The sequence below is a fragment of the Streptomyces sp. NPDC058401 genome (assembly GCF_042722885.1).
Lineage (GTDB): Bacteria > Actinomycetota > Actinomycetes > Streptomycetales > Streptomycetaceae > Streptomyces.
Genome location: NZ_JBHXKA010000064.1, coordinates 15,651 through 37,230, shown reverse-complemented (window position 1 = coordinate 37,230; position 21,580 = coordinate 15,651). Strand labels below are relative to the sequence as shown.

Here is a 21,580-nt window from a genome sequence, read left to right as displayed (position 1 = left end):
TGCCGGCCGCCGCTCCCGGATCCGGAATCCGGACCGTGCCGCGGCCCGCCCCCGGCGGCTGAGACAATGCCGCCATGACGGAGACCACGGTCGGCATCGGCGGCGCGGCGGAGAGCACCGACATGGTGCTCAACATCGGCCCCCAGCACCCTTCCACGCACGGCGTGCTGCGCCTACGCCTCGTCCTGGACGGCGAGCGCATCGTCAGCGCCGAGCCGGTGGTCGGCTACATGCACCGCGGCGCCGAGAAGCTCTTCGAGGCCCGCGACTACCGCCAGATCGTGATGCTCGCGAACCGCCACGACTGGCTGTCCGCGTTCTCCAACGAGCTGGGCGTGGTCATGGCCGTCGAGCGGATGCTCGGCATGGAGGTCCCCGAGCGGGCCGTGTGGATGCGGACCCTGCTCGCCGAGCTGAACCGGGTGCTGAACCACCTGATGTTCCTCGGCTCGTACCCCCTGGAGCTGGGCGGGATCACCCCGATCTTCCACGCGTTCCGCGAGCGCGAGGAGCTCCAGGCCGTCATGGAGGAGATCTCCGGCGGCCGCATGCACTACATGTTCAACCGCGTCGGTGGCCTCAAGGAGGACCTCCCGGCGGGCTGGCTCGGCCGGGCCCGCGAGGCCATCGCCGACGTCCGCACCCGCATGCACGTCTACGACGACCTGGTGCGCGGCAACGAGATCTTCCGCGCCCGCACCCGCGGCGTCGGCGTCCTGTCCGCCGAGGCCGTGCACGCGTACGGGGTCTCCGGCCCGATCGCCCGCGCCTCCGGCGTCGACTTCGACCTGCGCCGCGACGAGCCGTACCTCGCCTACGGCGACCTCCAGGACGTCCTGAAGGTCGTCACCCGCACCGAGGGCGACTGCCTGGCCCGCTTCGAGGTCCTGCTGGAGCAGACCCACAACGCGCTGGACCTCGCGGTCGCCTGCCTGGACCGGATGGCGGAGCTGGCCCCGGGACCGATCAACCAGCGGCTGCCGAAGGTGCTGAAGGCCCCCGAGGGCGAGACGTACGCGTGGACCGAGAACCCCCTCGGCATCAACGGCTACTACCTGGTCTCCAAGGGCGAGAAGACCCCGTACCGGCTCAAGCTGCGCTCCGCGTCCTACAACAACATCCAGGCGCTCGCGGTACTGCTCCCCGGGCAGCTCGTCGCGGACATGGTCTCGATCCTCGGCTCGCTGTTCTTCGTCGTCGGGGACATCGACAAGTGACCCGCATAGAGGCCCCCTACGCCGCCTACCTGCGGCGGCTAGGCATCGAGGAGCCCGGCGCGCCGTCCGTGGAGGGGCTGTTCGCCCTCCAGCGGGCGCACCTGGAGCGCGTCCCGTACGAGAACGTCGACATCCAGCTCGGCCGCGCCCCCGGCATCGATCCCGAGCTGTCGGCACGCCGCTTCGCCGCCGGACGCGGCGGCTACTGCTTCCACCTCAACGGGGCCCTCGCCGCGCTCCTCGGCCACCTCGGCTACGAGGTCACCCGCCACGTGGGCGGCGTCTACAAGGAGTCCCAGGCCGAAGACGCCCTGCGGGGCGTGAGCGGGGACCACCTGGCGCTCACCGTCCGCGTGCCGGGTGCGACGGCCGACGCGGACCGCGTCTTCTACGTGGACGCCGGGCTCGGAGACGGCCCGCACGAGCCGCTGCCGCTGCGCGAAGGCACGTACCGCCAGGGGGCCTTCGCCTACTCCCTGGAGCGGCTGCCCGGAACGGGCTGGCTGTACCGCCACCCGGGCAGCTCCGCCCCGCTCGTGAACTTCCGCGCGGAGCCCGCCGGGACGGCCGGAGCGGCCGGTTTCGAGGCCGAACACCTGCGGCTGTCGACCTCCGGGGACTCCGGTTTCGTACGGACCTTCGCGGCCCTGCGCCGCGATGCGGACGGCATCGACGCCCTGCGGGGACGGGTGCTGAGCCGCACCGACCCGGTGAAGGGGAACACGGAGCGGGTGCTCGACGGCCCGGAGGAGTTCTTCGCCGCGCTGGAGGGGGTCTTCGGCCGGGCGCTCGACGACCTGACCCCGACGGACCGCACGGCCCTGTGGACCCGGGTGGACCGGGCCCACGAGAGCTGGGCGGCCGGACGCGAGGCCGCCGGGCGTGCGGCGGCCGGGCGCGAGGCCGCCGGACCCGAGGCCACCGGACCCGAGGCCACCGGACGCGAGACCGCCGCCGACGGGGCCACCGCCGGCGTGACCCGCGAGGGCTGACACCGCGCCGGCCGGGCGGGCCGATGTCCGTGCGGCAGGGCAGACTTGGGGGATGTCCCTCTCACCCCGCCGGGCCTGCCCCTCCTGCGGCCGCGACTGCGCCGTCACCGCCGGGCGGATCGCCCGCCACGACCCGCCCGCCGGGCGGGGCCGCGGGGACCTCGTCTCCTGCCCCGGCTCCCGCGCCCGCGTGACCCTCGGCGCCTCCGCACCCACCCTGGACGGCTTCACCCTGTCCCCGCTCCCGGGCCAACTCCCGTTGTTCTGAGCGCGGACGGGGGGCCAGCACCCGTAACCGCCGCGGGGTAGCCGGATGTCGGGGATCTCCGCAGCTCCGTAGCTTCGGAGCATGACGATCGAGCAGAAGCAGAGCAACCGCCAGTGGCTCCGGCGCGGCGCCGCCGCCGTGGCCCTCGCAGCCGTCCTCGGCGGGCTCGCCGCGCCCGTGGCGCTCGCCGCCCCGGCGGGGAGCCCCGCGTCCGCCACGGCCGCGCAGGGCGGCCGCGGGCACCTGATCTCCCTCACCGCCCTGGAGCGGCTCACCCCCGCGGACGTCACCGACCGGCTCGGCACCCTCGGCTTCGACGCCTCCACGGTCCGGTACGGCGTCGACGCCTACCGGCTCACCTACGCCACCGTCGACCCCCGGGGCCGCCCGGCCACCGCCACCGGCCTGCTCGTGCTCCCCCGAGGAGGACCGCACCGGCTCGACCTGGTCTCCGACACCCACGGCACGGTCGCCACCCGCGACGACGCCCCGTCCGGGGGCCCGGGCGACAACCGGCTCACCCCCTACCTGCACGCCTCCGCCGGCCGCGCCGTCGCCGCCCCGGACTACCTCGGCCTGGGAGGCGGGCCCGGCGCCCACCCGTACATGGACACCCGGTCCTCGGTCACCGCCTCCGTCGACATGCTGGAGGCCGCCCGCACCGCCGCCGCCCGGCTGGGGCGGCCCGTCACCCGGGACGTGTACGCCACCGGCTTCTCCCAGGGCGCCCAGGTGGCGATGGCCCTGGGCCGCGAACTGTCCCGCCCCGGCTCCGGCTTCCGGCTGCGCGCGCTGGCCCCGATCGCCGGACCGTACGACCTGGACGGCTCCGAGCTGCCCGGTGTCACCGACGGCCGGGTCGCACCGCGCACCGCCGTCTTCTACCTCTCCTACTTCCTCACCGCCCAGAACCGGCTGCACCCGCTCTACGCGGACCCGGCCGAGGTGTTCCGCGCACCTTATGCACAGGCTGTGGAAAGCCTGTTCGACGGGAACCACCGCTTCGAGGACATCGTGGCCGGGCTCCCCGCGTCACCGCAGGAGCTGCTCACCCCGGAGTGGTACGAGAACGTCAGGGCCCCGCGCGGGGCCCTGCTCACGGCCCTGAAGGCCAACGACGACGCCTGCGACTGGAAGCCCGCCGCACCGGTCCGCCTCTACGGCGGCTCCGCCGACACCGACGTGCCCTTCGCCAACACCCGTGCCTGCGCGGCCGAGCTGGCCCGCCACGGGGTCCGCGCGAAGGTCGTCGACCAGGGGCCGGACGCCGACCATTTCCTCTCGGCGATCCGCTCGGCCCCGCAGGCCGTCCGCTGGTTCGACACCCTCCGCCAGACGACCGCCCTTCGCCAGACGACCGCCGTGCGCTAGGAGATCGCGGTGCGCAGCTGCACCACGTCGATGGGCTCGGTCTCGTCGTGCGCGGTCAGGTCGATGACCTGACCCGCCGCGCGCTGCTCGTCGGTGGCCGGACCGGCGGCGCCGACGAGGGCCGCCGACTCCGCCCCGCCCTGGACGGACTCCGCCTCGTGGACGGCGAGGGCCTCCGCGCCGACGACATCGGCGAGGTCCTCGTTCTGGACGGACTCGATGACCGCGCGGGCCTGCGCCGCGGTCTTCGTACCGAAGAAGTCGAAGCCGCCCTCGACGCGCGAGGCCGGGCGGCGCTGCGCTGCGTACGGGGCCACCGCGGCGGCGAGCCGGCGCGCGGGGACGGCTGCCGCCGGACCCGCGGGCACGGGGCCGGTGAGTGCGGGGCGGGAGTGCGCCTCCAGCTCAGCGGGCTTCGCCGGGGCGGCGGGGGCGGCCGCGGTGGCGGCGGCAGCCGGGGCGGCGGGAAGAGCGGGAGCGGCGGGGGCCGCGGACAGCGCGGCGGGGCCGCTCTGCGCCGGCCGGGCGGACGCGACGGTCCCGGCCGCCTTGTCGCCAGGCTTGCCAGTCGTCGTGCCAGCCGTCTTGTCGGCCAGCGCCGCCAGTGCGGCGTGGGCGCGGGCGAAGCCCACCGAGGTGGCCGCACCGGCGCTGGTGCGCTCCTCGGACACCGCGGGAAGTTCCTTGGGACCCTCGGCGGCGGGAGCGGCCGGGGCCGCCGGGGCCGCGGCCTCGATGGCCAGCAGCCGGCGTCCCTCCAGGGCGCTCGCCCGCTCGGTCTCCGCGGTGGCGTACCGGCGCAGCAGCGAGGCGTGCTCCCCGCGCAGGCCGGCGAGTTCGACCCGCTTGGCGCGCAGTTTGGCGTCGAGCTTGCCGCGCAGCACCCGGGCCTCTTCGAGGTCGGATTCGAGCTCGGCTATCCGCTCGTCCGTGCGCCACTCGTCCTTGACCCGTTCGCGCCCGAGCTCGGTGACCCGGCGGCCCGCCGCCAGGTCCCACGCGCGCATGACGACGGCGCCGGCCAGCCCGGCGGCCGCGGTGAGCGCCACGAGCAGGCGCAGCGCCATCGGTTCCGCGAGCAGCCAGGCGGCGCCGGCGCCGGCGACGGATACACCGGCGACGGCCGTCGGCGTGAGCAGCCGGTGAAGAGGTTCGGGATTGCGGTGGCGTCCACGGGGCATGGCCTGAAATTTACAGGGAGTGGACGCGGTGTGGGGCAGCCGCCCGGGAATCTGTTCCCGAGCGGTTACCGCACTTGGCGCACGAAAGGCGCAACTCCTACTTCTTCAGAAGGCCCTTCGACTCCAGGTAGGCCTTCGCCACATCGGAGGGCTTGGCGCGCTCGGCGTCGACCTTGCGGTTCAGCTCGACCAGATCGGCCGTGGTGAGCGCCTTGGTGATCTTGTCGAGGGCGGCCGCGATCTCGGGGGCGCCGGCGTCCTTGGCGTTGACCACCGGGAGCACGTTGTCGGCGTTCTGGAGCTTCTTGTCGTCCTCCAGCAGGACCAGGCCGAAGCTGTCGAGGGTGGCGTCCGTGGTGGTGGTCAGGACGAGCTGGTCCGCGCCGTCCTTGACCGCCTGCTTGGCCTGCGGGGTTCCGACGCCCTTGGGGTCGATACCGGAAACGTCGATTCCGTACGTGGTCTTCAATCCGGGTGCGCAGAAGGGCCGCACCGCGCATTCGTCACCGGCCGCGATCTTCACCTTCAGACCGGACTTGCCCAGATCGGAAAGGGTCTTGAGATTGTTCTTCGTGGCGAATTCCTTGCTCACCGCGAAGGCGTTCTGGTCGACGGCCGAGCCCGCGGGCAGCGCCTTCAGGCCCAGCGGGCCCGCCAGCTTCTCCAGGGCCGCCACCGTCGCCGTCACATCGCTCGACGCGACCGGCTTGTCCGTCGGCGCCTTGGCACCGTTCACCTTGGCGTTGAGGAACTCCGCGAGGGTCGCCGCGTACTCAGGGACGACGTCGATCTCGCCCTTCTCCAGCGAGGGTTCGTACAGCTCGCGGTTGCTGACCGTGGTGATCGAGGTGTCGTAGCCGGCGTCCTTGAGGACCTGCGCGTACAGCTCGGCCAGCACGTTGGACTCGGTGAAGCCGGCGGCGCCGATCACCAGCTTGCCGCCCTTGGCGCCCTCGGACGACCCGGAGGCGGCGGCGGAGGAGCCCCCGTCCTTGGTCTTCTCCAGGCTGTCGCCGCCGCACGCGGCGAGCGATGCGGTCAGGGCGACGGCACCCAGGGCCGCGCCGAGGGCGCGCGTGGACTTGCTCATCTCAATCTCCTTCAAGGGGTGGACCGACAGGGGGGGGCCGAGGTGTCGGGGCCCGCTCAGCGGGTGGCCGCGCCCGGCAGCAGCCGGTCGGCCGCCACCAGCGCGCCCTCCACGAGCAGGGCCAGCGCGGCGACCAGCAGGGCGCCCGCGACGACCTGCGGGGTGTTGTACGTGTTGAAGCCGGCGGTGATGATCCGGCCGAGGCCGCCCTGGCCGACCATGGCGGCGATGGTGGCCGTGGCGATGACCTGGACGGCTCCCGAGCGCAGCCCGGTCATCACCAGTGCGCGGGCGAGGGGCAGTTCCACCCGCCAGAAGAGCTGGCGGCCGGACATGCCCATGCCCCGGGCGGCCTCCACCACCGAGCGGTCGACCTCGCGCATGCCCACGTAGGCGTTGGTCAGCAGCGGCGGGATCGCGAACAGGACCAGCGCGGCGATGGTGGGCACGTACCCGGCGTTGCGCAGCGGGGAGACCATGAACAGCGCCAGCACCGCGAAGACGGGGACGGCCCGCCCGATGTTGGAGACGTTGACGGCGAGGCCGCCGCCCTTGCCGAGGTGGCCCAGCCACAGCCCGACCGGGAGGGCGAGGGCGCAGGCCAGGGCGAGGGCGACGCCGCTGACGTACACATGCTCGCCGAGCCGGTGCCACACCCCGCTCTCCCCGGACCAGTTGGCCCCGTCGGCCAGCCAGTCCCAGGCCTGTCCCAGCACTCCCATCAGACGGCTCCCGCGGTGACGTCGGCGGTACGCGCGGCGCGCTTGGCCCGCGTCGGGCGGCTCGCCCGGGTCCAGGGCGTCAGCAGCCGCTGGACGCCGAGCAGCGCCAGGTCCGCGACGAGCGCGAGGAGCACGCACAGCACCGAGGCGGTGAGCACCTGGGCCTTGAAGGAGCTGTTCACGGCGGGTGCGATGAGATTGCCGAGGCCGCCCTTGCCCACGATGGAGCCCACGGTGGTCAGCGCCACCGTGGAGACGGTCGCGATCCGTACGCCGGCCAGCAGCGCGGGCAGGGCCAGCGGCAGCTCGACCTGCCACAGCAGCCGGCCCGGGCCGTACCCCATCCCGCGCGCGGCTTCCCGTACGTCCTCGGGCACGGCTTCGAGACCGGCCAGCACGTTGCGCACGAGGATGGTCAGCGAATACAGCACCAGGCCGGTCACCACCAGCGCCGCCGAGAGCCCGAAGACGGGCAGCAGCAGGGAGAACATGGCGAGCGAGGGGACCGTGTAGAGCAGGGTGGTGAGGCCCAGGACGGGCGCCGCCCAGTGCCGGCCGCGGCGGGCCAGCAGGGCGAGCGGGACGGACACTGCGATGCCGATGAGCACCGAGACACCCGTGATCCAGACGTGTTCGAGGGTGGCGTCGGTGAGCTCCTGGGAGCGGGACGTGACGTACTCCCAGCAGATCCAGTCGTTCGCCACCAGGCAGCTCTGCCCTGCCATCGCTCCTCACCCCCCGTCACCGATCGCACGTAGGAGCGACCATAACCCCCGGCACCGACAATGGCCGGAATCCTTCGCACGCGGGCAACACGCCCTTCACAAATGGACCCCGCGGGTAGGGAAAGATGGCCGGGTGATCCGATTCGAGCAAGTGACCAAGCGCTACCCCGACGGGACCACGGCCGTCGCGGACCTGTCCTTCGAGGTCGCCGAGGGCGAACTGGTCACCCTGGTGGGCCCGTCCGGCTGCGGCAAGACGACCACCATGAAGATGGTCAACCGGCTCATCGAGCCGACCTCCGGCCGGATCCTGCTGAACGGCGAGGACATCGCGGAGGCCGACCCGGTCGAACTGCGCCGGCGCATCGGCTACGTCATCCAGCAGGTCGGGCTCTTCCCCCACAAGACGGTGCTGGAGAACACGGCCACCGTGCCCCAGCTCATCGGCACCCCGAAGGCCAAGGCCCGCGCCCGGGCCGCCGAACTCCTCGACCTGGTCGGACTGGACCCGGCCGTCTACGGGGGCCGCTACCCGGAGCAGCTCTCCGGCGGCCAGCGCCAGCGCGTCGGCGTGGCCCGGGCGCTCGCCGCGGACCCGCCGGTGCTGCTGATGGACGAGCCGTTCGGCGCGGTGGACCCGGTGGTGCGCGAACGGCTGCAGAACGAGTTCCTGGCGCTCCAGCGGACCGTGCGCAAGACGATCCTGCTGGTCACGCACGATCTGGAGGAGGCGGTCCGGCTCGGCGACCGCATCGCGGTCTACGGAGCGGGCACCATCGAGCAGTTCGCCAGCCCGGCGCAGGTGCTGGGCGCCCCGGCCACCGACTACGTGGCCGGCTTCGTCGGCGCCGACCGAGGGCTGAAGCGGCTCGCGGTCACCCCGGTGGCAGAGGCCGACCTGACCGACCTCGCGGACCTGACCGGCCTTGACGGGGCCGCCTCCGCCAACGGAAAGGCCCCCACCGCCGAAGTGGCGCTGGGGGCCAGTCTGCGCGAGGCGCTCGCGCTGCTGCTCCAGGAGGACTCGGGCCGGATCGGGGTCACGGATCCCGACACCGGCGCGCTGATCGGCGTACTCACCCCGGAAGGGGTGCACCGGGCGCTGCGCCGGGCCCGGCTGCAGGAGGCCTGAACCGCCGGGCGTCCGCTACGCCTGGATCCGGCCGCTCATCCACACCAGCATCGGCGGGATCTCGCGGCGCCAGGTGTTGAAGTTGTGGCCGCCGCTGTCGAGGATGATCGAGGAGACCCGGTCCGGGCCCTTGACCAGCTTGATGAACTTCTTCGTGCCGGCGAGGTTCGGCTCGCCCTTCTCGCTGCTGGTGACGAGGAAGGACGTACCCGTCGGCTGCTTCGCCTTGACGGCCTCCAGCACGTTCGCGCGGGCCTTCAGCTGATCGTCGCCGTGGAAGAGGTCACCGGTCGTCGGGTCGTCCGCGGCCTCGTAGTACGCGGACAGTCCGGCGGCGGCACCGAAGTTCTGCGGGTAGTGCGCGGCCATCTTCAGGGCGCAGTAGCCACCCGTGGAGTTGCCGATGAAGCCCATGTTCCCGGGCTTGTCGCCGACCCGGAAGGTGCTCTGGATGGCCTGCGGGAGGTCCTGGCCGTAGAAGGTCTCGGTCTGCGGGCCACCGGGTATGTCCACGCACTCGGTGTCGCGCGCACCGGGAGTCGGCCGCATCATGACCAGGATCATCGGCTTCATCTTGCCCGCCTTGGACAGGCTGAAGGCCTTCATCGGGTAGTCGAGCCCTTTGATCAGGTTCTCCGCCATGCCCGGGTACCCCGTGAGGACGATGGAGGCCGGGAAGTTCTTGTCCTTGTACTGCGGCTGGAAGTACTCCGGCGGCAGCCACACGAACCCGGGGCTCGTTATCTTCGACTTCTGGCCCGTTATGGACACCTTCAGGATCTGCCCGCCGACCGGGGGCTTGGCGCCGCCGGGCACGTCGAGGTGCTGCTTGTCGACCACCTTGATGTCGTCACTGCTCATCGAGTGGTCGACTACCTTGCCGATCGACGTCTCTTGGCCGAAGAGGTCGGCCCAGGAGCCGTAGAAGAGGAACGACTTGTTCGCGGCGAGACCGATCGCCGCGAACATCGCCAGCTGTGTCGCCAGGAGGAGGCCGATCCGGCCGAGGACCGAGCGCCAGGAGCGGCCCGAGAGCTTTGGCCAGAACCACACCGTGGCCGCGAACAGCAGCACCCCGGCAAGGATGGCCAGCGCCAGAACCGTATTACTGGTGAGACCCATGAGCAGTCAGTCGACTTTCTATGGCAGGACTAGTTTTTTTCTCGGCGGAAGAGTGAACCCGCTCCCCCTCGATGTCGTCCTAGTGGACGCACCACCCAACGAAGGGCCCCAGCGGCCTTCGGCCACATGATCTCTCGCAGAGCAACGGGAAGCGATGTCTAGCAGGATAGATGGCGATAAGTCGGGACAGGTTCCGAAGCCTGTCAGCCGAATCCTCCGAGGCCCCCGACCGGAGTCCGTCCCCGGCATCGTGGGCACCGCCGTCACGGTCGTCGGCCTGCTGGACATCGCCGCGGGAGTCTTCCCGCGCTTCCGGCACAGCCGCATCCACGCGGTCACCGAGGTGCTGCCCGGCTCCTTCGGCCCCTTCGCCGCCGCCCTGGCCCTCAGCGCCGGCGTCCTGCTCCTGCTGCTCGCCCACGGGCTCAAGCGCCGCAAGCGCCGCGCCTGGCGGGCCGCGGTGGTACTGCTGCCGGCCGGGGCCGTCGCGCAGTTCACGTACCGCCACTCGGTCATCGGCGTGGTCATCGCGGCAGTGCTGCTGGCACTCCTGCTCCGCCATCAGAGTGAATTCAAGGCACTGCCCGACCCGCGCAGCCGCTGGAAGGCACTCGCCAACTTCGTGCTGATGAGCGCGGGCTCCATCGGCCTCGGCCTGGTCATCGTCAACTCGCACCCCGGCCGCGTTGTAGGCAATCCGGGTGTTTACGAGCAGATCAGCCACGTCGTCTACGGGCTCTTCGGCTTCGAGGGCCCCGTCGACTACGCCGGCCGGGTGTCCTGGACCGTCGGCTACTCACTCGGCGCCCTCGGCATGCTGACCGCCGTCACCACCATCTACCTGGCCTTCCGCCCCGAGCACCCGGCCGCCCGGCTCACCGCCGACGACGAGGTCAAGCTCCGCGAGCTGCTCGCCCGGCACGGCGGCCGCGACTCGCTCGGCCACTTCGCGCTCCGCCGCGACAAGGCCGTCGTCTTCTCCCCCAGCGGCAAGGCCGCCGTCACCTACCGCGTCGTCTCCGGCGTGATGCTCGCCTCCGGCGACCCCGTCGGCGACGTCGAGGCCTGGCCCGGCGCCATCGAACGGTTCATGGAGGAGGCCAAGACCCACTCCTGGACCCCCGCCGTCATGGGCTGCAGCGAGACCGGCGGCGAGGTATGGACCCGCGAGACCGGCCTCGACGCCCTGGAGCTCGGGGACGAGGCGATCGTCGACGTCAAAGACTTCTCCCTCTCGGGCCGGGCGATGCGCAACGTCCGGCAGATGGTGAAGCGCATCGAACGCAACGGCTACACCACCCAGGTCCGCCGGGTCAGCGAACTGACCGAAACCGAGCTGGAGCAGGTGCGCGGCGCCGCCGAGGCCTGGCGCGGCACCGACACCGAACGCGGCTTCTCCATGGCCCTGGGCCGCGTCGGCGACCCCGGCGACGGCGACTGCTACATCGCCACCGCACACCGCGTCGAAGAGGGCGACACCTCCCCCTTCGGCGACCTCAAGGCCGTCCTGCACTTCGTCCCCTGGGGCAAGGACGGCATGTCGCTGGAGCTGATGCGCCGCGACCGCGCCGCCGACCCCGGCATGAACGAGCTGCTCATCGTCGCCTCCCTGGAGGCCGCCCCGGCGCTCGGCATCGAGAAGGTCTCCCTGAACTTCGCGATGTTCCGCTCGGCCCTGGCCCGCGGCGAGAAGATCGGCGCCGGCCCCGTCCTGCGGATGTGGCGCAGCCTGCTCGTGTTCCTCTCGCGCTGGTTCCAGATCGAGTCGCTCTACAAGTTCAACGCGAAGTTCCGCCCCCGCTGGGAGCCCCGCTTCGTGGTCTTCCGCACCACCCGGGACCTGCCCCGCATCGGCTTCGCCGCGATGCAGGCCGAGGGCTTCGTCACCCTGGCCCTCCCCCGCCTGTTCGCCGCCCGCCGCCGCCCCAAGCCCATCCGCACCTGCGCCCACCACCACGTCCCGACCCCGTCCGTCCCGTCCCCGTCGGAACACAAGGTCCGCGCCGCCTGAGGCCGAATCCGGCCCCGCCCGGGTAAATCCAGCCCCGCCGGCGTTTGAGGCGCGGGGGTCCGGGGGCGGAGCCCCCGAGGCGGTCCGGGCGCAGCCCGGGGAACGGAGGAAGGGCGGGGCGGGGACCAGCCCGCGCAGCGGCCCCCCACCCGCACCCGCCCACCGGCCCGGCCACGCCCCCGGCCCACCCGGCCACGCACCCAGCCCCCCGGCCCCCGGCCGCCCGGCCACCCAGGGCAAGGCCAAGGCCACGGGCCCTACCCTGGGAACCATGAACACGAACAGCGGCGGCCCCGCCCCCAGGGGCCGGGTGACAGGCCTCCCCGAATGGGACCGCTGCGCGGTCATGGGCGTCGTCAACGTCACCCCCGACTCCTTCTCCGACGGCGGCCGCTGGTTCGACACCACCGCCGCCGTCAAACGCGGGCTCGACCTCGTCGCCCAGGGCGCCGACCTCGTGGACGTGGGCGGCGAGTCCACCCGCCCCGGCGCCTCCCGCGTGGACGAGGAGGAGGAGCTGCGCCGGGTCGTCCCCGTCGTCCGCGGCCTCGCCTCCGAGGGCGTCGTCGTCTCCGTCGACACCATGCGCGCCTCCGTCGCCGCCGCGGCCGTCGCCGCCGGCGCCACCCTGGTCAACGACGTCAGCGGCGGCCTCGCCGACCCGGGGATGATCCCGGCCGTCGCCGCCGCCGAGGTGCCCTTCGTCGTCATGCACTGGCGCGGCTTCAGCGACGGCATGAACAGCCTCGCCGTCTACGAGGACGTCCTCGCCGAGGTCACCGCGGAACTGCGCACCCGCATCGACGCCGTCGTCACCGGCGGCATCGCCCCCGAACGGCTCCTGGTCGACCCGGGCCTGGGCTTCGCCAAGAACGCCGAGCACGACCTGGCCCTGGTCGCCCACCTCTCCGAGCTGCGCGCGCTGGGCTTCCCGCTGCTGGTCGCCGCCTCGCGGAAGCGTTTCCTCGGCCGGGTGCTGGCGGGCGCCGGCGACGCCTCCCCGCCGCCCGCCCGCGAACGCGACGCCGCCACGGCCGCCGTCACCGCCATCGCCGCCTCCCGGGGCGCCTGGGCCGTACGGGTCCACGAGGTACGGGCGAGCGCCGACGCGGTTCGGGTGGCCCGTGCCGTGGAAGGGGCACTGGGTACGACCCGTAGCAACGAGGAAGGGGCACGGTGAGCCGTACCGACATCGAATCCGTCGAAGAGGTCAACACGGCCTTCTACGAGGCCATGGAGCGGGGGGACTTCGACGCACTGTCGGCGCTCTGGCTCGAAGACGAGATCTCCTGCGTGCACCCGGGCTGGCCGGTGCTGTCGGGACGCGGCGAAGTGCTGCGCTCCTACGCGCTGATCATGTCGCACACCGAGTACATCCAGTTCTTCCTGACCGACACCAAGGTCACCGTCATAGGCGACACCGCGCTGGTGACCTGTACCGAGAACATCCTCAGCGGCGGACCCGCCGAGGACGGCGGAGAACTGGGCCCGCTCGTCGGCCAGCTCGTCGTCGCGACGAATGTGTTCCGACGCACACCGGACGGCTGGCGCCTCTGGTCGCACCACGGTTCTCCCGTGCTCACGGACTCCGACGAGGACGACGAGGAGGAGCCCTCCTAGCCCCTCAGCCGGGGGGCTGTCGGGGTCCGAGGTATTTCGCAGGTAAATTCGAAGATGGACGACGTCGACCGCACTCGGCGTGGGCCATGGATCCGGGGAGTCCCGGACCGGAAGCACCTACGAAAAGCAGGAGTGATTCGCGTGGATCGTGTCGCGCTGCGCGGCCTCAAGGCTCGCGGGCACCATGGCGTCTTCCCCCGGGAACGCGAGGAAGGCCAGACCTTCATCGTCGACCTGGTGCTCCACCTCGACACCCGGCCCGCGGCGGCGGGCGACGACCTGGCTAAGACGGTGCACTACGGGGTAGTCGCGGAAGAAGTCGTCGACGTGGTCCAGGGCGAGCCCGTGGACCTGATCGAGACCCTCGCCGAGCGGATCGCCCAGCAGTGCCTCAAGCACGAGGCGGTCGCCCAGGTGGAGGTCGTCGTCCACAAACCGGACGCGCCGATCACCGTCCCCTTCGACGACGTGACCATCACGATCACCCGGAGCCGCGCGTGAACAACGGAATGAACGCCCAGAGCGACCCCACCGTCCAGCCGGTACCGGCGTCCGTGGTCGAAGCCGTCGACGCGGCGGACGTGACCCTGTCCAACCCCAAGTGGGCCGTCGTCGCGCTGGGCGCGAACCTGGGCAACCGTCTGGAGACCCTCCAGGGCGCCATCGACGCCCTCGGCGACACCCCGGGCCTGCGGGTCAAGGCCGTCTCCGCCGTCTACGAGACGGAGCCGTGGGGCGTGGAGGCGGGCTCGCAGCCCGCGTACTTCAATGCCGTCATCTCGGTGAAGACCACCCTGCCCCCGAGCTCCCTGCTGGAGCGCGGCCACGCCATCGAGGAAGCCTTCGACCGCGTCCGCGAGGAGCGCTGGGGGCCCCGCACCATCGACGTCGACATCATCGCCTACGCCGACGTGGTCTCCGCCGATCCCCTCCTCACCCTCCCGCACCCGCGCGCCCACCAGCGCGCCTTCGTGCTGGCCCCCTGGAACGACGTCGACCCCGAGGCGCAGATCCCGGGCCACGGGCCCGTGGCGGAGCTCCTGGCGGCCGTCGGCCCCGCCGGACTCACCCGGCGCGAGGACCTGGAACTACGCCTCCCCGAGTGAGCCGCGCCCGCGGGACAGGGCCGTCGCACCCTTAGGATCACCGGATACGCACGCACGGGGAACGGTGGGAGAGGCGCACGTGAAGCAACTGAGGCCGGCGGTCCTGGCGGGCATTTTCGCGATCGCCGCGGTGCTGTCCTGGGCCGGAGCCCGGCTGTGGAACGCGTACGGCACCCTCCCCGGCGTCCCGGTGGCCGCGCCCATCGTGCTCGGCGCCATCGCCGTGGTCCTGCTGGCGACGGCCCTGTCGCTGCGCTCCCGCCTGAAGGCCCAGCGCGAGCGGGTGCCCGGCGCCAAGGGCGTGGAGCCGCTGATGGCGGCCCGCGCGGTCGTCTTCGGCCAGGCCAGCGCCCTGGTGGCGGCCCTGGTCTCGGGCGCCTACGGCGGCGTCGGCGTCTTCCTGCTCACCACCGCCATGGACGTGCCCGCCCGCCGCGACCAGACCTGGTACGCCGGCTTCTCGGTCCTGGCGGGCGCGGCGGTCGTGGCGGCGGCCCTCTTCCTCGAACACGTCCTGAAGCTCCCGGACGACGAGGACGGCCCGGAGGCCCCGGCCCGGGCCTAGATCCTGCCCTCCTGCGGGACGGCGGTACCCACCACCCCGTAGGCACGGCCGCCTGCATCGAACTCCCCGAGCGGGATCATGCCCAGCCCGTCGACGTGCACCGCCCACGAGGCCCGGTTGGTCGTCTCGATGAAGGCCACCATCAGCTCGGCCCGCCCCGAGGCGGCCTCCAGCGCGGTGTCGAACAGCCCCCGGGCGATCCCCCGGCCCCGGTCGGCCGCGACCACCACGGGCCCGTAGAGCAGCCAGCGCAGGGTCCCGAGCGGCCGCCCCTGCCACAGCAGCGCGTCCTGGGCCCCAGCAGCGCCCGCACGGGCGGCGGCGGCCCCGGCACGCTCTCGGCCCGTACGAGCCCGAGCAGCCCGGCGATCTCCCCACCGTCGTCCGCGACGAGCAGCCGGCTAGCGCGCCATGATGAGGCTCATCGCCTCGTTGCGGGTCGCGGGGTCGCGGAGCTGGCCGCGGACGGCCGAGGTGATGGTCTTCGCGCCGGGCTTGCGGACACCGCGCATGGTCATGCACATGTGCTCGCACTCGATGACCACGATGACCCCGCGCGGGTCCAGGATCTCCATGACCGACTCGGCGATCTGCGTGGTCAGCCGCTCCTGCACCTGCGGGCGGCGGGCGAACACGTCCACCAGGCGGGCGAGCTTCGACAGACCGGTGATCTTGCCGTCGACGGACGGGATGTAGCCGACGTGGGCCACGCCGTGGAACGGCACCAGGTGGTGCTCACAGGTACTCATGACTTCGATGTCCTTCACCAGGACCATCTCGTCGTGGCCGAGGTCGAACGTCGTCGTCAGGACGTCCTCGGGCCTCTGGTACAGGCCGGCGAATATCTCCTTGTACGCCCGCGCCACCCGTCCCGGAGTCGCCAGGAGCCCCTCGCGGTCCGGGTCCTCGCCGACCGCGATCAGGAGTTCGCGGACGGCCGCCTCGGCGCGCTTCTCGTCGAACTCGCCGATCGTGCCCTCGCCACCGGTCAGGGTCACTGGGTCGGTCATTTCTTCCTCGTTCCTGTGTGCGCGGTCGCCGGCGCGTGAAAGTGCCGCGCCCCCCAGGCTAGAACCTGGGGGGCGCGGCATCCATTCCGGGAGGTACTAGGCCTCCGGGCGCTCCTCCGGGGAGGGCTCCGGGGTCTTCTCCACCGAGACGGTGGCGGAAGAGGCCGACGTGCCGTTCGCCGCGTTCGTCAGCTGGAGCTCCTTGGGAGAGAGCACCGGCGGACGGGTGGACGGCGTGCGGTGCGAGGAGCCGGTCCACGCCGGGCGGGCCGGGCGCTTCACGATCGTCGAGAAGACCTCGGCGATCTGCTCCTTGTTGAGCGTCTCCTTCTCCAGGAGGGCGAGGACCAGGTTGTCGAGGACGTCGCGGTTCTCAACCAGGATCTCCCAGGCCTCGTTGTGCGCGGTCTCGATGAGCTTCTTGACCTCTTCGTCGACCAGCGCGGCAACCTCCTCCGAGTAGTCCCTCGGGTGCGACATCTCGCGGCCCAGGAACGGCTCGGTGTTGTCTCCGCCGAACTTGATCGCGCCGAGGCGCTCGGTCATGCCGTACTGGGTGACCATCGCGCGGGCCGTTGCCGTGGCCTTCTCGATGTCGTTCGCGGCGCCCGTGGTCGGGTCGTGGAAGACCAGTTCCTCGGCCGCGCGCCCGCCCAGCATGTACGCGAGCTGATCGAGCATCTCGTTGCGCGTGGTGGAGTACTTGTCCTCGTCGGGCAGGACCATGGTGTAACCCAGGGCCCGGCCGCGGGACAGGATCGTGATCTTGTGGACCGGGTCGGAGTTCGGGGAAGCCGCCGCGACCAGGGCGTGTCCGCCCTCGTGGTACGCGGTGATCTTCTTTTCCCGGTCCGACATGATCCGGGTCCGCTTCTGCGGACCCGCCACGACGCGGTCGATCGCCTCGTCCAGCGCGTGGTTGTCGATCAGCTTCCCGTCCGAGCGGGCCGTGAGCAGCGCGGCCTCGTTCAGGACGTTGGCGAGATCGGCACCCGTGAAGCCGGGCGTGCGGCGGGCGACTGCGCCCAGGTCCACGTCCGGGGCGACCGGCTTGCCCTTCTGGTGGACCTTGAGGATCGCCAGACGGCCCTGCATGTCCGGACGGTCGACCGCGATCTGGCGGTCGAAGCGGCCGGGGCGCAGGAGGGCCGGGTCGAGGATGTCGGGACGGTTCGTGGCGGCGATCAGGATGACCCCGCCCTTCACGTCGAATCCGTCCATCTCGACGAGCAGCTGGTTGAGGGTCTGCTCGCGCTCGTCGTGACCGCCGCCGAGGCCCGCACCGCGGTGCCGGCCGACTGCGTCGATCTCGTCGACGAAGACGATCGCCGGGGCGTTGGCCTTGGCCTGTTCGAACAGGTCGCGGACACGCGAGGCACCGACACCGACGAACATCTCGACGAAGTCGGATCCGGAGATCGAGTAGAAGGGGACACCGGCCTCGCCCGCGACGGCACGCGCGAGCAGGGTCTTACCGGTGCCGGGCGGGCCGTAGAGCAGCACGCCCTTGGGGATCTTGGCGCCGACGGCCTGGAACTTCGCCGGCTCCTGGAGGAACTCCTTGATCTCGTGGAGTTCCTCGACGGCCTCGTCGGAGCCCGCGACATCGGCGAACGTGGTCTTCGGGGTGTCCTTGGTGATGAGCTTGGCCTTGGACTTCCCGAAGTTCATGACTCGGGAGCCGCCGCCCTGCATCTGGTTCATCAGGAACAGGAAGACCACGACGATGAGGACGAACGGCAGCAGCGAGAGCAGCACGCTCAGGAACGGGCTGGTCTTGTCCGGCGTGACGGAGTATCCGTCAGGGATCTGACCGGCTTCGTACTTGGTCTGGAGGTTCTGGGCGAGCTGTACGCCCTGGTCCCCGATGTAGTTGGCCTGGAACTTGGTGCCGTCGTTGTCGCCGAGCTTCTGGTCCTTCTTCAGCTCGATCTTGATCATCTGGCTGTCACCGGTGGTGAGCTTGGCGCTGTCCACCTGGCCACTGTTGATCGCCTTGATGACCTCGCTGGTCTCCACCGACTTGTAGCCGCCGCCGGAGCCGACGACGTTCATCAACACGACCACGGCGAGGACGGCCAGCACGATCCACATAACCGGCCCACGGAAGTATCGCTTCACGTCCATCCATACGGGGCGCTAGGCACCCCGTCCCTCCTGCCCGTAGGTAAATGCTGCTGTGAGTAAAGACTGTTCTTCGGAATGTACCCCTGCATTGTCACCCGCGGCCTCATGGGACGGCTGACAGACCCGCCTTTCCATGCTCCAACGGCGGGAATCGCTCCAGGGTTCCCCTGTCGGGCGCTGGATCAGCCGCCGTAGACGTGGGGAGCGAGGGTGCCGACGAACGGCAGGTTGCGGTACTTCTCGGCGTAGTCGAGGCCGTAGCCGACGACGAACTCGTTCGGGATGTCGAAGCCGACCCACTTCACGTCGATCGCGACCTTGGCGGCGTCGGGCTTGCGCAGCAGCGTGACGACCTCCAGGGAGGCCGGCTGGCGGGAGCCGAGGTTCGACAGCAGCCAGGACAGGGTCAGGCCCGAGTCGATGATGTCCTCGACGATCAGGACGTGCTTGTCCTTGATGTCGGTGTCCAGGTCCTTCAGGATCCGGACCACGCCCGAGGACTGGGTTCCGGCGCCGTACGAGGACACCGCCATCCAGTCCATGGTGAGCGGGGTGGACAAGGCGCGCGCCAGGTCCGCCATCACCATCACCGCGCCCTTGAGGACGCCGACGATGAGCAGGTCCTTGCCCGCGTACTCCGCGTCGATCTTCGCGGCCAGCTCGGCCAGCTTCGCGTCGATCTCTTCCTTGGTGATGAGCACCGACTGGAGGTCGCTGCCCATGTCCTTCTCGTCCACCCGCATCACTTTCGTTGTCGGCTGGGGCTCCGGGGGTGACCCCGGAGGTCTCAGCCGTGTTTCAGCACCAATCAGCCCTGCCGGATGACCAGTCTGCCACCCTGCCGCTGGGCCTCGACCCGGCCGGGCAGGTTGATGGCTCCCTGACCGCGCCATCCGGTGATGAGCCGGTCGACTTCCTCGATGTGGCGGGCGAAGAGGGAGCCTGCGGGGGAGCCTGCGGCGACGACGGCCCGGCGCAGTACGCGGCGGCGGACCGCGGGGGGCAGCGCGTACAGCTTGGCGCACTCCAGGCGGCCGTCCGCGTCCCGTACGCCGCTCTCGGCCTCGGCGGCCCAGGCGTCCAGGGCGTCGGCGTCGTCGCGGGAGAGCTGGGCGGTGCGGGCGAGCGCCTCCACGACTCCCTTGCCGAGCGCCTTCTCCAGGGCGGGCAGTCCTTCGTGGCGCAGGCGGGAGCGGGTGTAGGCGGGGTCGATGTTGTGCGGGTCGTCCCAGACGGCGAGGGACTGGACCATGCAGGCCTTGCGGGCGGTCTGCCGGTCCACCTGGAGGAAGGGCCGGCGGTAGCGGTGGCCGCGGCCCCGGGCGCCGGGGTCTCCGGGGCCGCCGGAGACTTCCGCCATGCCGGAGAGCGAGCGGGTGCCGGAGCCGCGGGCGAGGCCCAGCAGGACGGTTTCGGCTTGGTCGTCGCGGGTGTGGCCGAGCAGCACGGCGACGGCGCCCAGCCGGTCGGCGGCCTCGTCCAGGGCCGCGTAGCGGGCGTCGCGGGCCGCGGCTTCGGGTCCTCCCTCGCGGCCGACGCGCACGGCGACGGACTCGACGGGGTCGAGGTGCAGCGCGGTCATGCGGGAGACGACCTCGGCGGCGCGCAGGGCGGAGCCGTCCTGGAGGCCATGGTCGACGGTGATGCCGCCGGCCCGGATCCCGAGTTTGGGGGCCTCGAAGGCGAGGGCGGAGGCGAGCGCCATGGAGTCCGCGCCGCCGGAGCAGGCGACGAGGACGAGCGGGGCGGTGTCGGGGAGGGGGTCGTGGGGGGCGGCACCGGCCGAGGAGCCGACGGTGCGGCCGGGGCGGCCGACCCGGGGTGCGGGGGCGGGAGCGGGCCGGCTGGTGATGTCGGTGAGGTCGGTGAGGACGTCGTGGAGTGCGCGGCGGACCGCCAGGCGTATCGCCGCGACCGCAGGATGGGGACCCATGTCCGGTGCCCTTCGGTGGAGTTCGGAAGCCTCGGAGGCGCTGGGGAGGCGTAGGGGAGGTGGTGTGCCGGTGTGCTGCCCGGCTCCCCCCGCGGGCGGGGGGTTGTCACTCAGAGTGCGTCGATGGTGACAGAACCGAGCCGTTCCCCGAGCATCGCACGCCCTTCCACGCCCCACGGTCCCTCGGACGGGTGACGCTGCTTCCCCCAGAGGGACATCTTCACGCCTCTCCGGTCACACCTCTTCGCTTGCCTCGCTCTGCTCGCTCCCCTTGCGGTGGACGCGGGCCACCCAGTCCGCGGGCCTGGCGATCTCGGCCTTGGTCGGCAGTGTGTTCGGGGAGGTCCAGACCCGGTTGAAGCCGTCCATGCCGACCTGGCCGACTACGGCGCGCACGAAGCGTTCGCCGTCGCGGTACTGGCGCAGCTTCGCGTCGAGGCCGAGGAGCTTGCGCAGGGCGGCGTCCAGCCGGCCGGCTCCGCTGGCCCTGCGCTGCTGGAACTTCTCGCGGATCTCGGCGACGGAGGGCACGACCTCGGGGCCGACCCCGTCCATGACGAAGTCGGCGTGGCCCTCCAGGAGGGACATGACGGCGGTGAGCCGGGCGAGCACCTCGCGCTGCTCGGGGGTCTGGACGAGCTCGACGAGGGAGCGGCCCTCCTCTCCGCTCTCCGCGTCGGGGCGGGCTCCGGCGAAGGACTGGGCGGCCTCGCGCAGGCGCTCCAGCACGGTCATCGGGTCCACTTCGGTGGCTCCGAGGAACGTCTGGATTTCGCCCTCCAGATGTTCGCGGAGCCACGGGACGGCCGTGAACTGGGTACGGTGCGTCTCCTCGTGCAGGCAGACCCAGAGGCGGAAGTCGTGCGGGTCCACCTCCAGCTCCCGCTCCACGTGGACGATGTTCGGCGCGACGAGCAGCAGCCGGCCGCCCGTGGCGGAGCCCGGGAGGTCGAGGCCCGCGGGCGCGAAGGTCTCGTACTGGCCGAGCACGCGGGAGGCCAGGAAGCTGAGCAGCATGCCCAGCTCGACGCCGGTGACCTTGCCGCCGACCGCGCCGAGCACGGCGCCGCCGGGGGTGCCGGAGCGGCGGTCCTGCATCTTGCCGAGGAGGGGTGACAGGAGCTCGCGGAAGCCCGCCACGTTGGCCTTGACCCAGCCGGCCCGGTCCACGACGAGGACGGGCGTATCGGCCGGGGTCGCACCTTCGGGCATCATCCGGGTGAACTCGCGCACGTGCCGTTCGGAGGTCTTGGCGTGCCTGCGCAGCTCCGCGACGACGGCCCGCGCCTCTTCCCGGCTCACCTCCGGACCGGGCCGCACGAGCCTGGTCGCGGTCGCCACCGCGAGGTTCCAGTCGACCATCTCCGCACCACCGAAGCTCGTCATGC

At 71.9% G+C, this 21,580-nt stretch carries 22 protein-coding genes; 11 read left to right on the top strand and 11 right to left on the bottom strand.

What is annotated here, in order from left to right:
• Positions 1 to 74: 74 nt before the first annotated feature.
• The 4 genes from ACFWNV_RS23250 to ACFWNV_RS23235 all read left to right on the top strand — a co-directional run bounded on the left by ACFWNV_RS23250 (position 75) and on the right by ACFWNV_RS23235 (position 3,848).
• Entirely contained in the window at positions 75 to 1,217 is a 1,143-nt protein-coding gene (locus ACFWNV_RS23250) for an NADH-quinone oxidoreductase subunit D (protein WP_383950224.1), read from the top strand.
• Positions 1,214 to 2,209: an arylamine N-acetyltransferase gene (locus ACFWNV_RS23245; protein WP_383950221.1), complete on the top strand. Its 996-nt coding sequence runs from the start codon at positions 1,214 to 1,216 to the stop codon at positions 2,207 to 2,209. The genes ACFWNV_RS23250 and ACFWNV_RS23245 overlap by 4 nt, the downstream gene beginning before the upstream one ends.
• 52 nt (positions 2,210 to 2,261) lie before the next feature.
• On the top strand, positions 2,262 to 2,477 hold the full coding sequence (locus ACFWNV_RS23240) for a hypothetical protein (RefSeq protein WP_266956188.1): 216 nt from the start codon (positions 2,262 to 2,264) through the stop codon (positions 2,475 to 2,477).
• An 81-nt stretch (positions 2,478 to 2,558) separates the two neighbouring features.
• Positions 2,559 to 3,848 (top strand): alpha/beta hydrolase, encoded by a 1,290-nt coding sequence (locus ACFWNV_RS23235; protein WP_383950218.1) that lies wholly within the window; start codon positions 2,559 to 2,561, stop codon positions 3,846 to 3,848.
• On the opposite strand, the gene ACFWNV_RS23230 is transcribed toward ACFWNV_RS23235, so the two are convergent.
• From ACFWNV_RS23230 to ACFWNV_RS23215, 4 genes are all read right to left on the bottom strand, one after another.
• On the bottom strand, positions 3,845 to 5,029 hold the full coding sequence (locus tag ACFWNV_RS23230; protein ID WP_383950215.1) for a hypothetical protein: 1,185 nt from the start codon (positions 5,027 to 5,029) through the stop codon (positions 3,845 to 3,847). The two genes, ACFWNV_RS23235 and ACFWNV_RS23230, sit on opposite strands and share 4 nt — an antisense overlap.
• Positions 5,030 to 5,126: 97 nt before the next feature.
• Positions 5,127 to 6,119: an ABC transporter substrate-binding protein gene (locus tag ACFWNV_RS23225; RefSeq protein WP_383950212.1), complete on the bottom strand. Its 993-nt coding sequence runs from the start codon at positions 6,117 to 6,119 to the stop codon at positions 5,127 to 5,129.
• A 56-nt stretch (positions 6,120 to 6,175) separates the two neighbouring features.
• Positions 6,176 to 6,841, bottom strand: a complete 666-nt coding sequence (locus ACFWNV_RS23220; RefSeq protein ID WP_383950210.1) for an ABC transporter permease — start codon at positions 6,839 to 6,841, stop codon at positions 6,176 to 6,178.
• Positions 6,841 to 7,566 carry an ABC transporter permease gene (locus ACFWNV_RS23215; protein ID WP_383950208.1) on the bottom strand — a complete coding sequence of 242 codons (726 nt, stop codon included), beginning with the start codon at positions 7,564 to 7,566 and terminating at the stop codon, positions 6,841 to 6,843. The genes ACFWNV_RS23220 and ACFWNV_RS23215 overlap by 1 nt, the downstream gene beginning before the upstream one ends.
• A gap of 133 nt (positions 7,567 to 7,699) precedes the next feature.
• Between ACFWNV_RS23215 and ACFWNV_RS23210 the strand changes: the two genes are divergently transcribed.
• A complete protein-coding gene (locus tag ACFWNV_RS23210; protein WP_383950206.1) occupies positions 7,700 to 8,698 on the top strand; it encodes an ABC transporter ATP-binding protein in 999 nt (332 codons plus the stop codon).
• Between the two features lie 15 nt (positions 8,699 to 8,713).
• Here the strand turns inward: ACFWNV_RS23210 and ACFWNV_RS23205 are convergent, their stop codons facing one another.
• Entirely contained in the window at positions 8,714 to 9,820 is a 1,107-nt protein-coding gene (locus tag ACFWNV_RS23205; RefSeq protein ID WP_383950203.1) for an alpha/beta hydrolase-fold protein, read from the bottom strand.
• 154 nt (positions 9,821 to 9,974) lie between these two features.
• On the opposite strand from ACFWNV_RS23205, the gene ACFWNV_RS23200 reads away from it, so the two are divergent.
• The 6 genes from ACFWNV_RS23200 (at position 9,975) to ACFWNV_RS23175 (ending at position 15,122) form a co-directional block, all read left to right on the top strand.
• Positions 9,975 to 11,831 (top strand): phosphatidylglycerol lysyltransferase domain-containing protein, encoded by a 1,857-nt coding sequence (locus tag ACFWNV_RS23200; protein ID WP_383950201.1) that lies wholly within the window; start codon positions 9,975 to 9,977, stop codon positions 11,829 to 11,831.
• Between the two features lie 271 nt (positions 11,832 to 12,102).
• Positions 12,103 to 13,011, top strand: a complete 909-nt coding sequence (gene folP, locus ACFWNV_RS23195) for a dihydropteroate synthase (protein WP_383950198.1) — start codon at positions 12,103 to 12,105, stop codon at positions 13,009 to 13,011.
• A gap of 53 nt (positions 13,012 to 13,064) precedes the next feature.
• A complete protein-coding gene (locus ACFWNV_RS23190; protein ID WP_383950244.1) occupies positions 13,065 to 13,451 on the top strand; it encodes a nuclear transport factor 2 family protein in 387 nt (128 codons plus the stop codon).
• 141 nt (positions 13,452 to 13,592) lie between these two features.
• Positions 13,593 to 13,952, top strand: coding sequence for a dihydroneopterin aldolase (folB, locus tag ACFWNV_RS23185; RefSeq protein ID WP_030010912.1), 360 nt, complete (start codon positions 13,593 to 13,595; stop codon positions 13,950 to 13,952).
• An 8-nt stretch (positions 13,953 to 13,960) separates the two neighbouring features.
• Entirely contained in the window at positions 13,961 to 14,557 is a 597-nt protein-coding gene (gene folK, locus ACFWNV_RS23180; RefSeq protein ID WP_383950241.1) for a 2-amino-4-hydroxy-6-hydroxymethyldihydropteridine diphosphokinase, read from the top strand.
• Between the two features lie 79 nt (positions 14,558 to 14,636).
• Complete coding sequence (locus ACFWNV_RS23175; protein ID WP_383950195.1) at positions 14,637 to 15,122, top strand: DUF3180 domain-containing protein; 486 nt, start codon at positions 14,637 to 14,639, stop codon at positions 15,120 to 15,122.
• Here the strand turns inward: ACFWNV_RS23175 and ACFWNV_RS23170 are convergent.
• The 6 genes from ACFWNV_RS23170 to ACFWNV_RS23145 all read right to left on the bottom strand — a co-directional run bounded on the left by ACFWNV_RS23170 (position 15,119) and on the right by ACFWNV_RS23145 (position 21,578).
• A complete protein-coding gene (locus tag ACFWNV_RS23170; RefSeq protein ID WP_383950192.1) occupies positions 15,119 to 15,349 on the bottom strand; it encodes a hypothetical protein in 231 nt (76 codons plus the stop codon). The two genes, ACFWNV_RS23175 and ACFWNV_RS23170, sit on opposite strands and share 4 nt — an antisense overlap.
• A 174-nt stretch (positions 15,350 to 15,523) precedes the next feature.
• Positions 15,524 to 16,132 carry a GTP cyclohydrolase I FolE gene (gene folE, locus ACFWNV_RS23165; RefSeq protein ID WP_250754436.1) on the bottom strand — a complete coding sequence of 203 codons (609 nt, stop codon included), beginning with the start codon at positions 16,130 to 16,132 and terminating at the stop codon, positions 15,524 to 15,526.
• A gap of 96 nt (positions 16,133 to 16,228) precedes the next feature.
• Positions 16,229 to 18,259 carry an ATP-dependent zinc metalloprotease FtsH gene (gene ftsH, locus ACFWNV_RS23160; protein WP_383950190.1) on the bottom strand — a complete coding sequence of 677 codons (2,031 nt, stop codon included), beginning with the start codon at positions 18,257 to 18,259 and terminating at the stop codon, positions 16,229 to 16,231.
• A gap of 182 nt (positions 18,260 to 18,441) precedes the next feature.
• Complete coding sequence (hpt, locus tag ACFWNV_RS23155; protein WP_030158549.1) at positions 18,442 to 19,002, bottom strand: hypoxanthine phosphoribosyltransferase; 561 nt, start codon at positions 19,000 to 19,002, stop codon at positions 18,442 to 18,444.
• A 65-nt stretch (positions 19,003 to 19,067) separates the two neighbouring features.
• The gene (gene tilS / locus ACFWNV_RS23150) at positions 19,068 to 20,192 is read right to left on the bottom strand and encodes a tRNA lysidine(34) synthetase TilS (RefSeq protein ID WP_383950185.1); all 1,125 of its coding nucleotides are present in this window, start codon (positions 20,190 to 20,192) and stop codon (positions 19,068 to 19,070) included.
• Positions 20,193 to 20,426: 234 nt separating this feature from the next.
• Positions 20,427 to 21,578 carry a zinc-dependent metalloprotease gene (locus tag ACFWNV_RS23145; RefSeq protein WP_383950182.1) on the bottom strand — a complete coding sequence of 384 codons (1,152 nt, stop codon included), beginning with the start codon at positions 21,576 to 21,578 and terminating at the stop codon, positions 20,427 to 20,429.
• Between the last annotated feature and the right edge of the window lie 2 nt (positions 21,579 to 21,580).

What these genes read in the sequence shown, in the direction of transcription:
- ACFWNV_RS23250 (WP_383950224.1), top strand. Translation starts at nt 75, where the DNA reads ATGACGGAGACCACGGTCGGCATCGGCGGCGCGGCGGAGAGCACCGAC.
- ACFWNV_RS23240 (WP_266956188.1), top strand. Translation starts at nt 2,262, where the DNA reads ATGTCCCTCTCACCCCGCCGGGCCTGCCCCTCCTGCGGCCGCGACTGC.
- ACFWNV_RS23235 (WP_383950218.1), top strand. Translation starts at nt 2,559, where the DNA reads ATGACGATCGAGCAGAAGCAGAGCAACCGCCAGTGGCTCCGGCGCGGC.
- ACFWNV_RS23230 (WP_383950215.1), bottom strand. Translation starts at nt 5,029, where the DNA reads ATGCCCCGTGGACGCCACCGCAATCCCGAACCTCTTCACCGGCTGCTC.
- ACFWNV_RS23225 (WP_383950212.1), bottom strand. Translation starts at nt 6,119, where the DNA reads ATGAGCAAGTCCACGCGCGCCCTCGGCGCGGCCCTGGGTGCCGTCGCC.
- ACFWNV_RS23220 (WP_383950210.1), bottom strand. Translation starts at nt 6,841, where the DNA reads ATGGGAGTGCTGGGACAGGCCTGGGACTGGCTGGCCGACGGGGCCAAC.
- ACFWNV_RS23215 (WP_383950208.1), bottom strand. Translation starts at nt 7,566, where the DNA reads ATGGCAGGGCAGAGCTGCCTGGTGGCGAACGACTGGATCTGCTGGGAG.
- ACFWNV_RS23205 (WP_383950203.1), bottom strand. Translation starts at nt 9,820, where the DNA reads ATGGGTCTCACCAGTAATACGGTTCTGGCGCTGGCCATCCTTGCCGGG.
- ACFWNV_RS23200 (WP_383950201.1), top strand. Translation starts at nt 9,975, where the DNA reads ATGTCTAGCAGGATAGATGGCGATAAGTCGGGACAGGTTCCGAAGCCT.
- folP (WP_383950198.1), top strand. Translation starts at nt 12,103, where the DNA reads ATGAACACGAACAGCGGCGGCCCCGCCCCCAGGGGCCGGGTGACAGGC.
- ACFWNV_RS23190 (WP_383950244.1), top strand. Translation starts at nt 13,065, where the DNA reads ATGGAGCGGGGGGACTTCGACGCACTGTCGGCGCTCTGGCTCGAAGAC.
- folK (WP_383950241.1), top strand. Translation starts at nt 13,961, where the DNA reads ATGAACGCCCAGAGCGACCCCACCGTCCAGCCGGTACCGGCGTCCGTG.
- folE (WP_250754436.1), bottom strand. Translation starts at nt 16,132, where the DNA reads ATGACCGACCCAGTGACCCTGACCGGTGGCGAGGGCACGATCGGCGAG.
- ftsH (WP_383950190.1), bottom strand. Translation starts at nt 18,259, where the DNA reads ATGGACGTGAAGCGATACTTCCGTGGGCCGGTTATGTGGATCGTGCTG.
- hpt (WP_030158549.1), bottom strand. Translation starts at nt 19,002, where the DNA reads ATGCGGGTGGACGAGAAGGACATGGGCAGCGACCTCCAGTCGGTGCTC.
- tilS (WP_383950185.1), bottom strand. Translation starts at nt 20,192, where the DNA reads ATGGGTCCCCATCCTGCGGTCGCGGCGATACGCCTGGCGGTCCGCCGC.
- ACFWNV_RS23145 (WP_383950182.1), bottom strand. Translation starts at nt 21,578, where the DNA reads ATGACGAGCTTCGGTGGTGCGGAGATGGTCGACTGGAACCTCGCGGTG.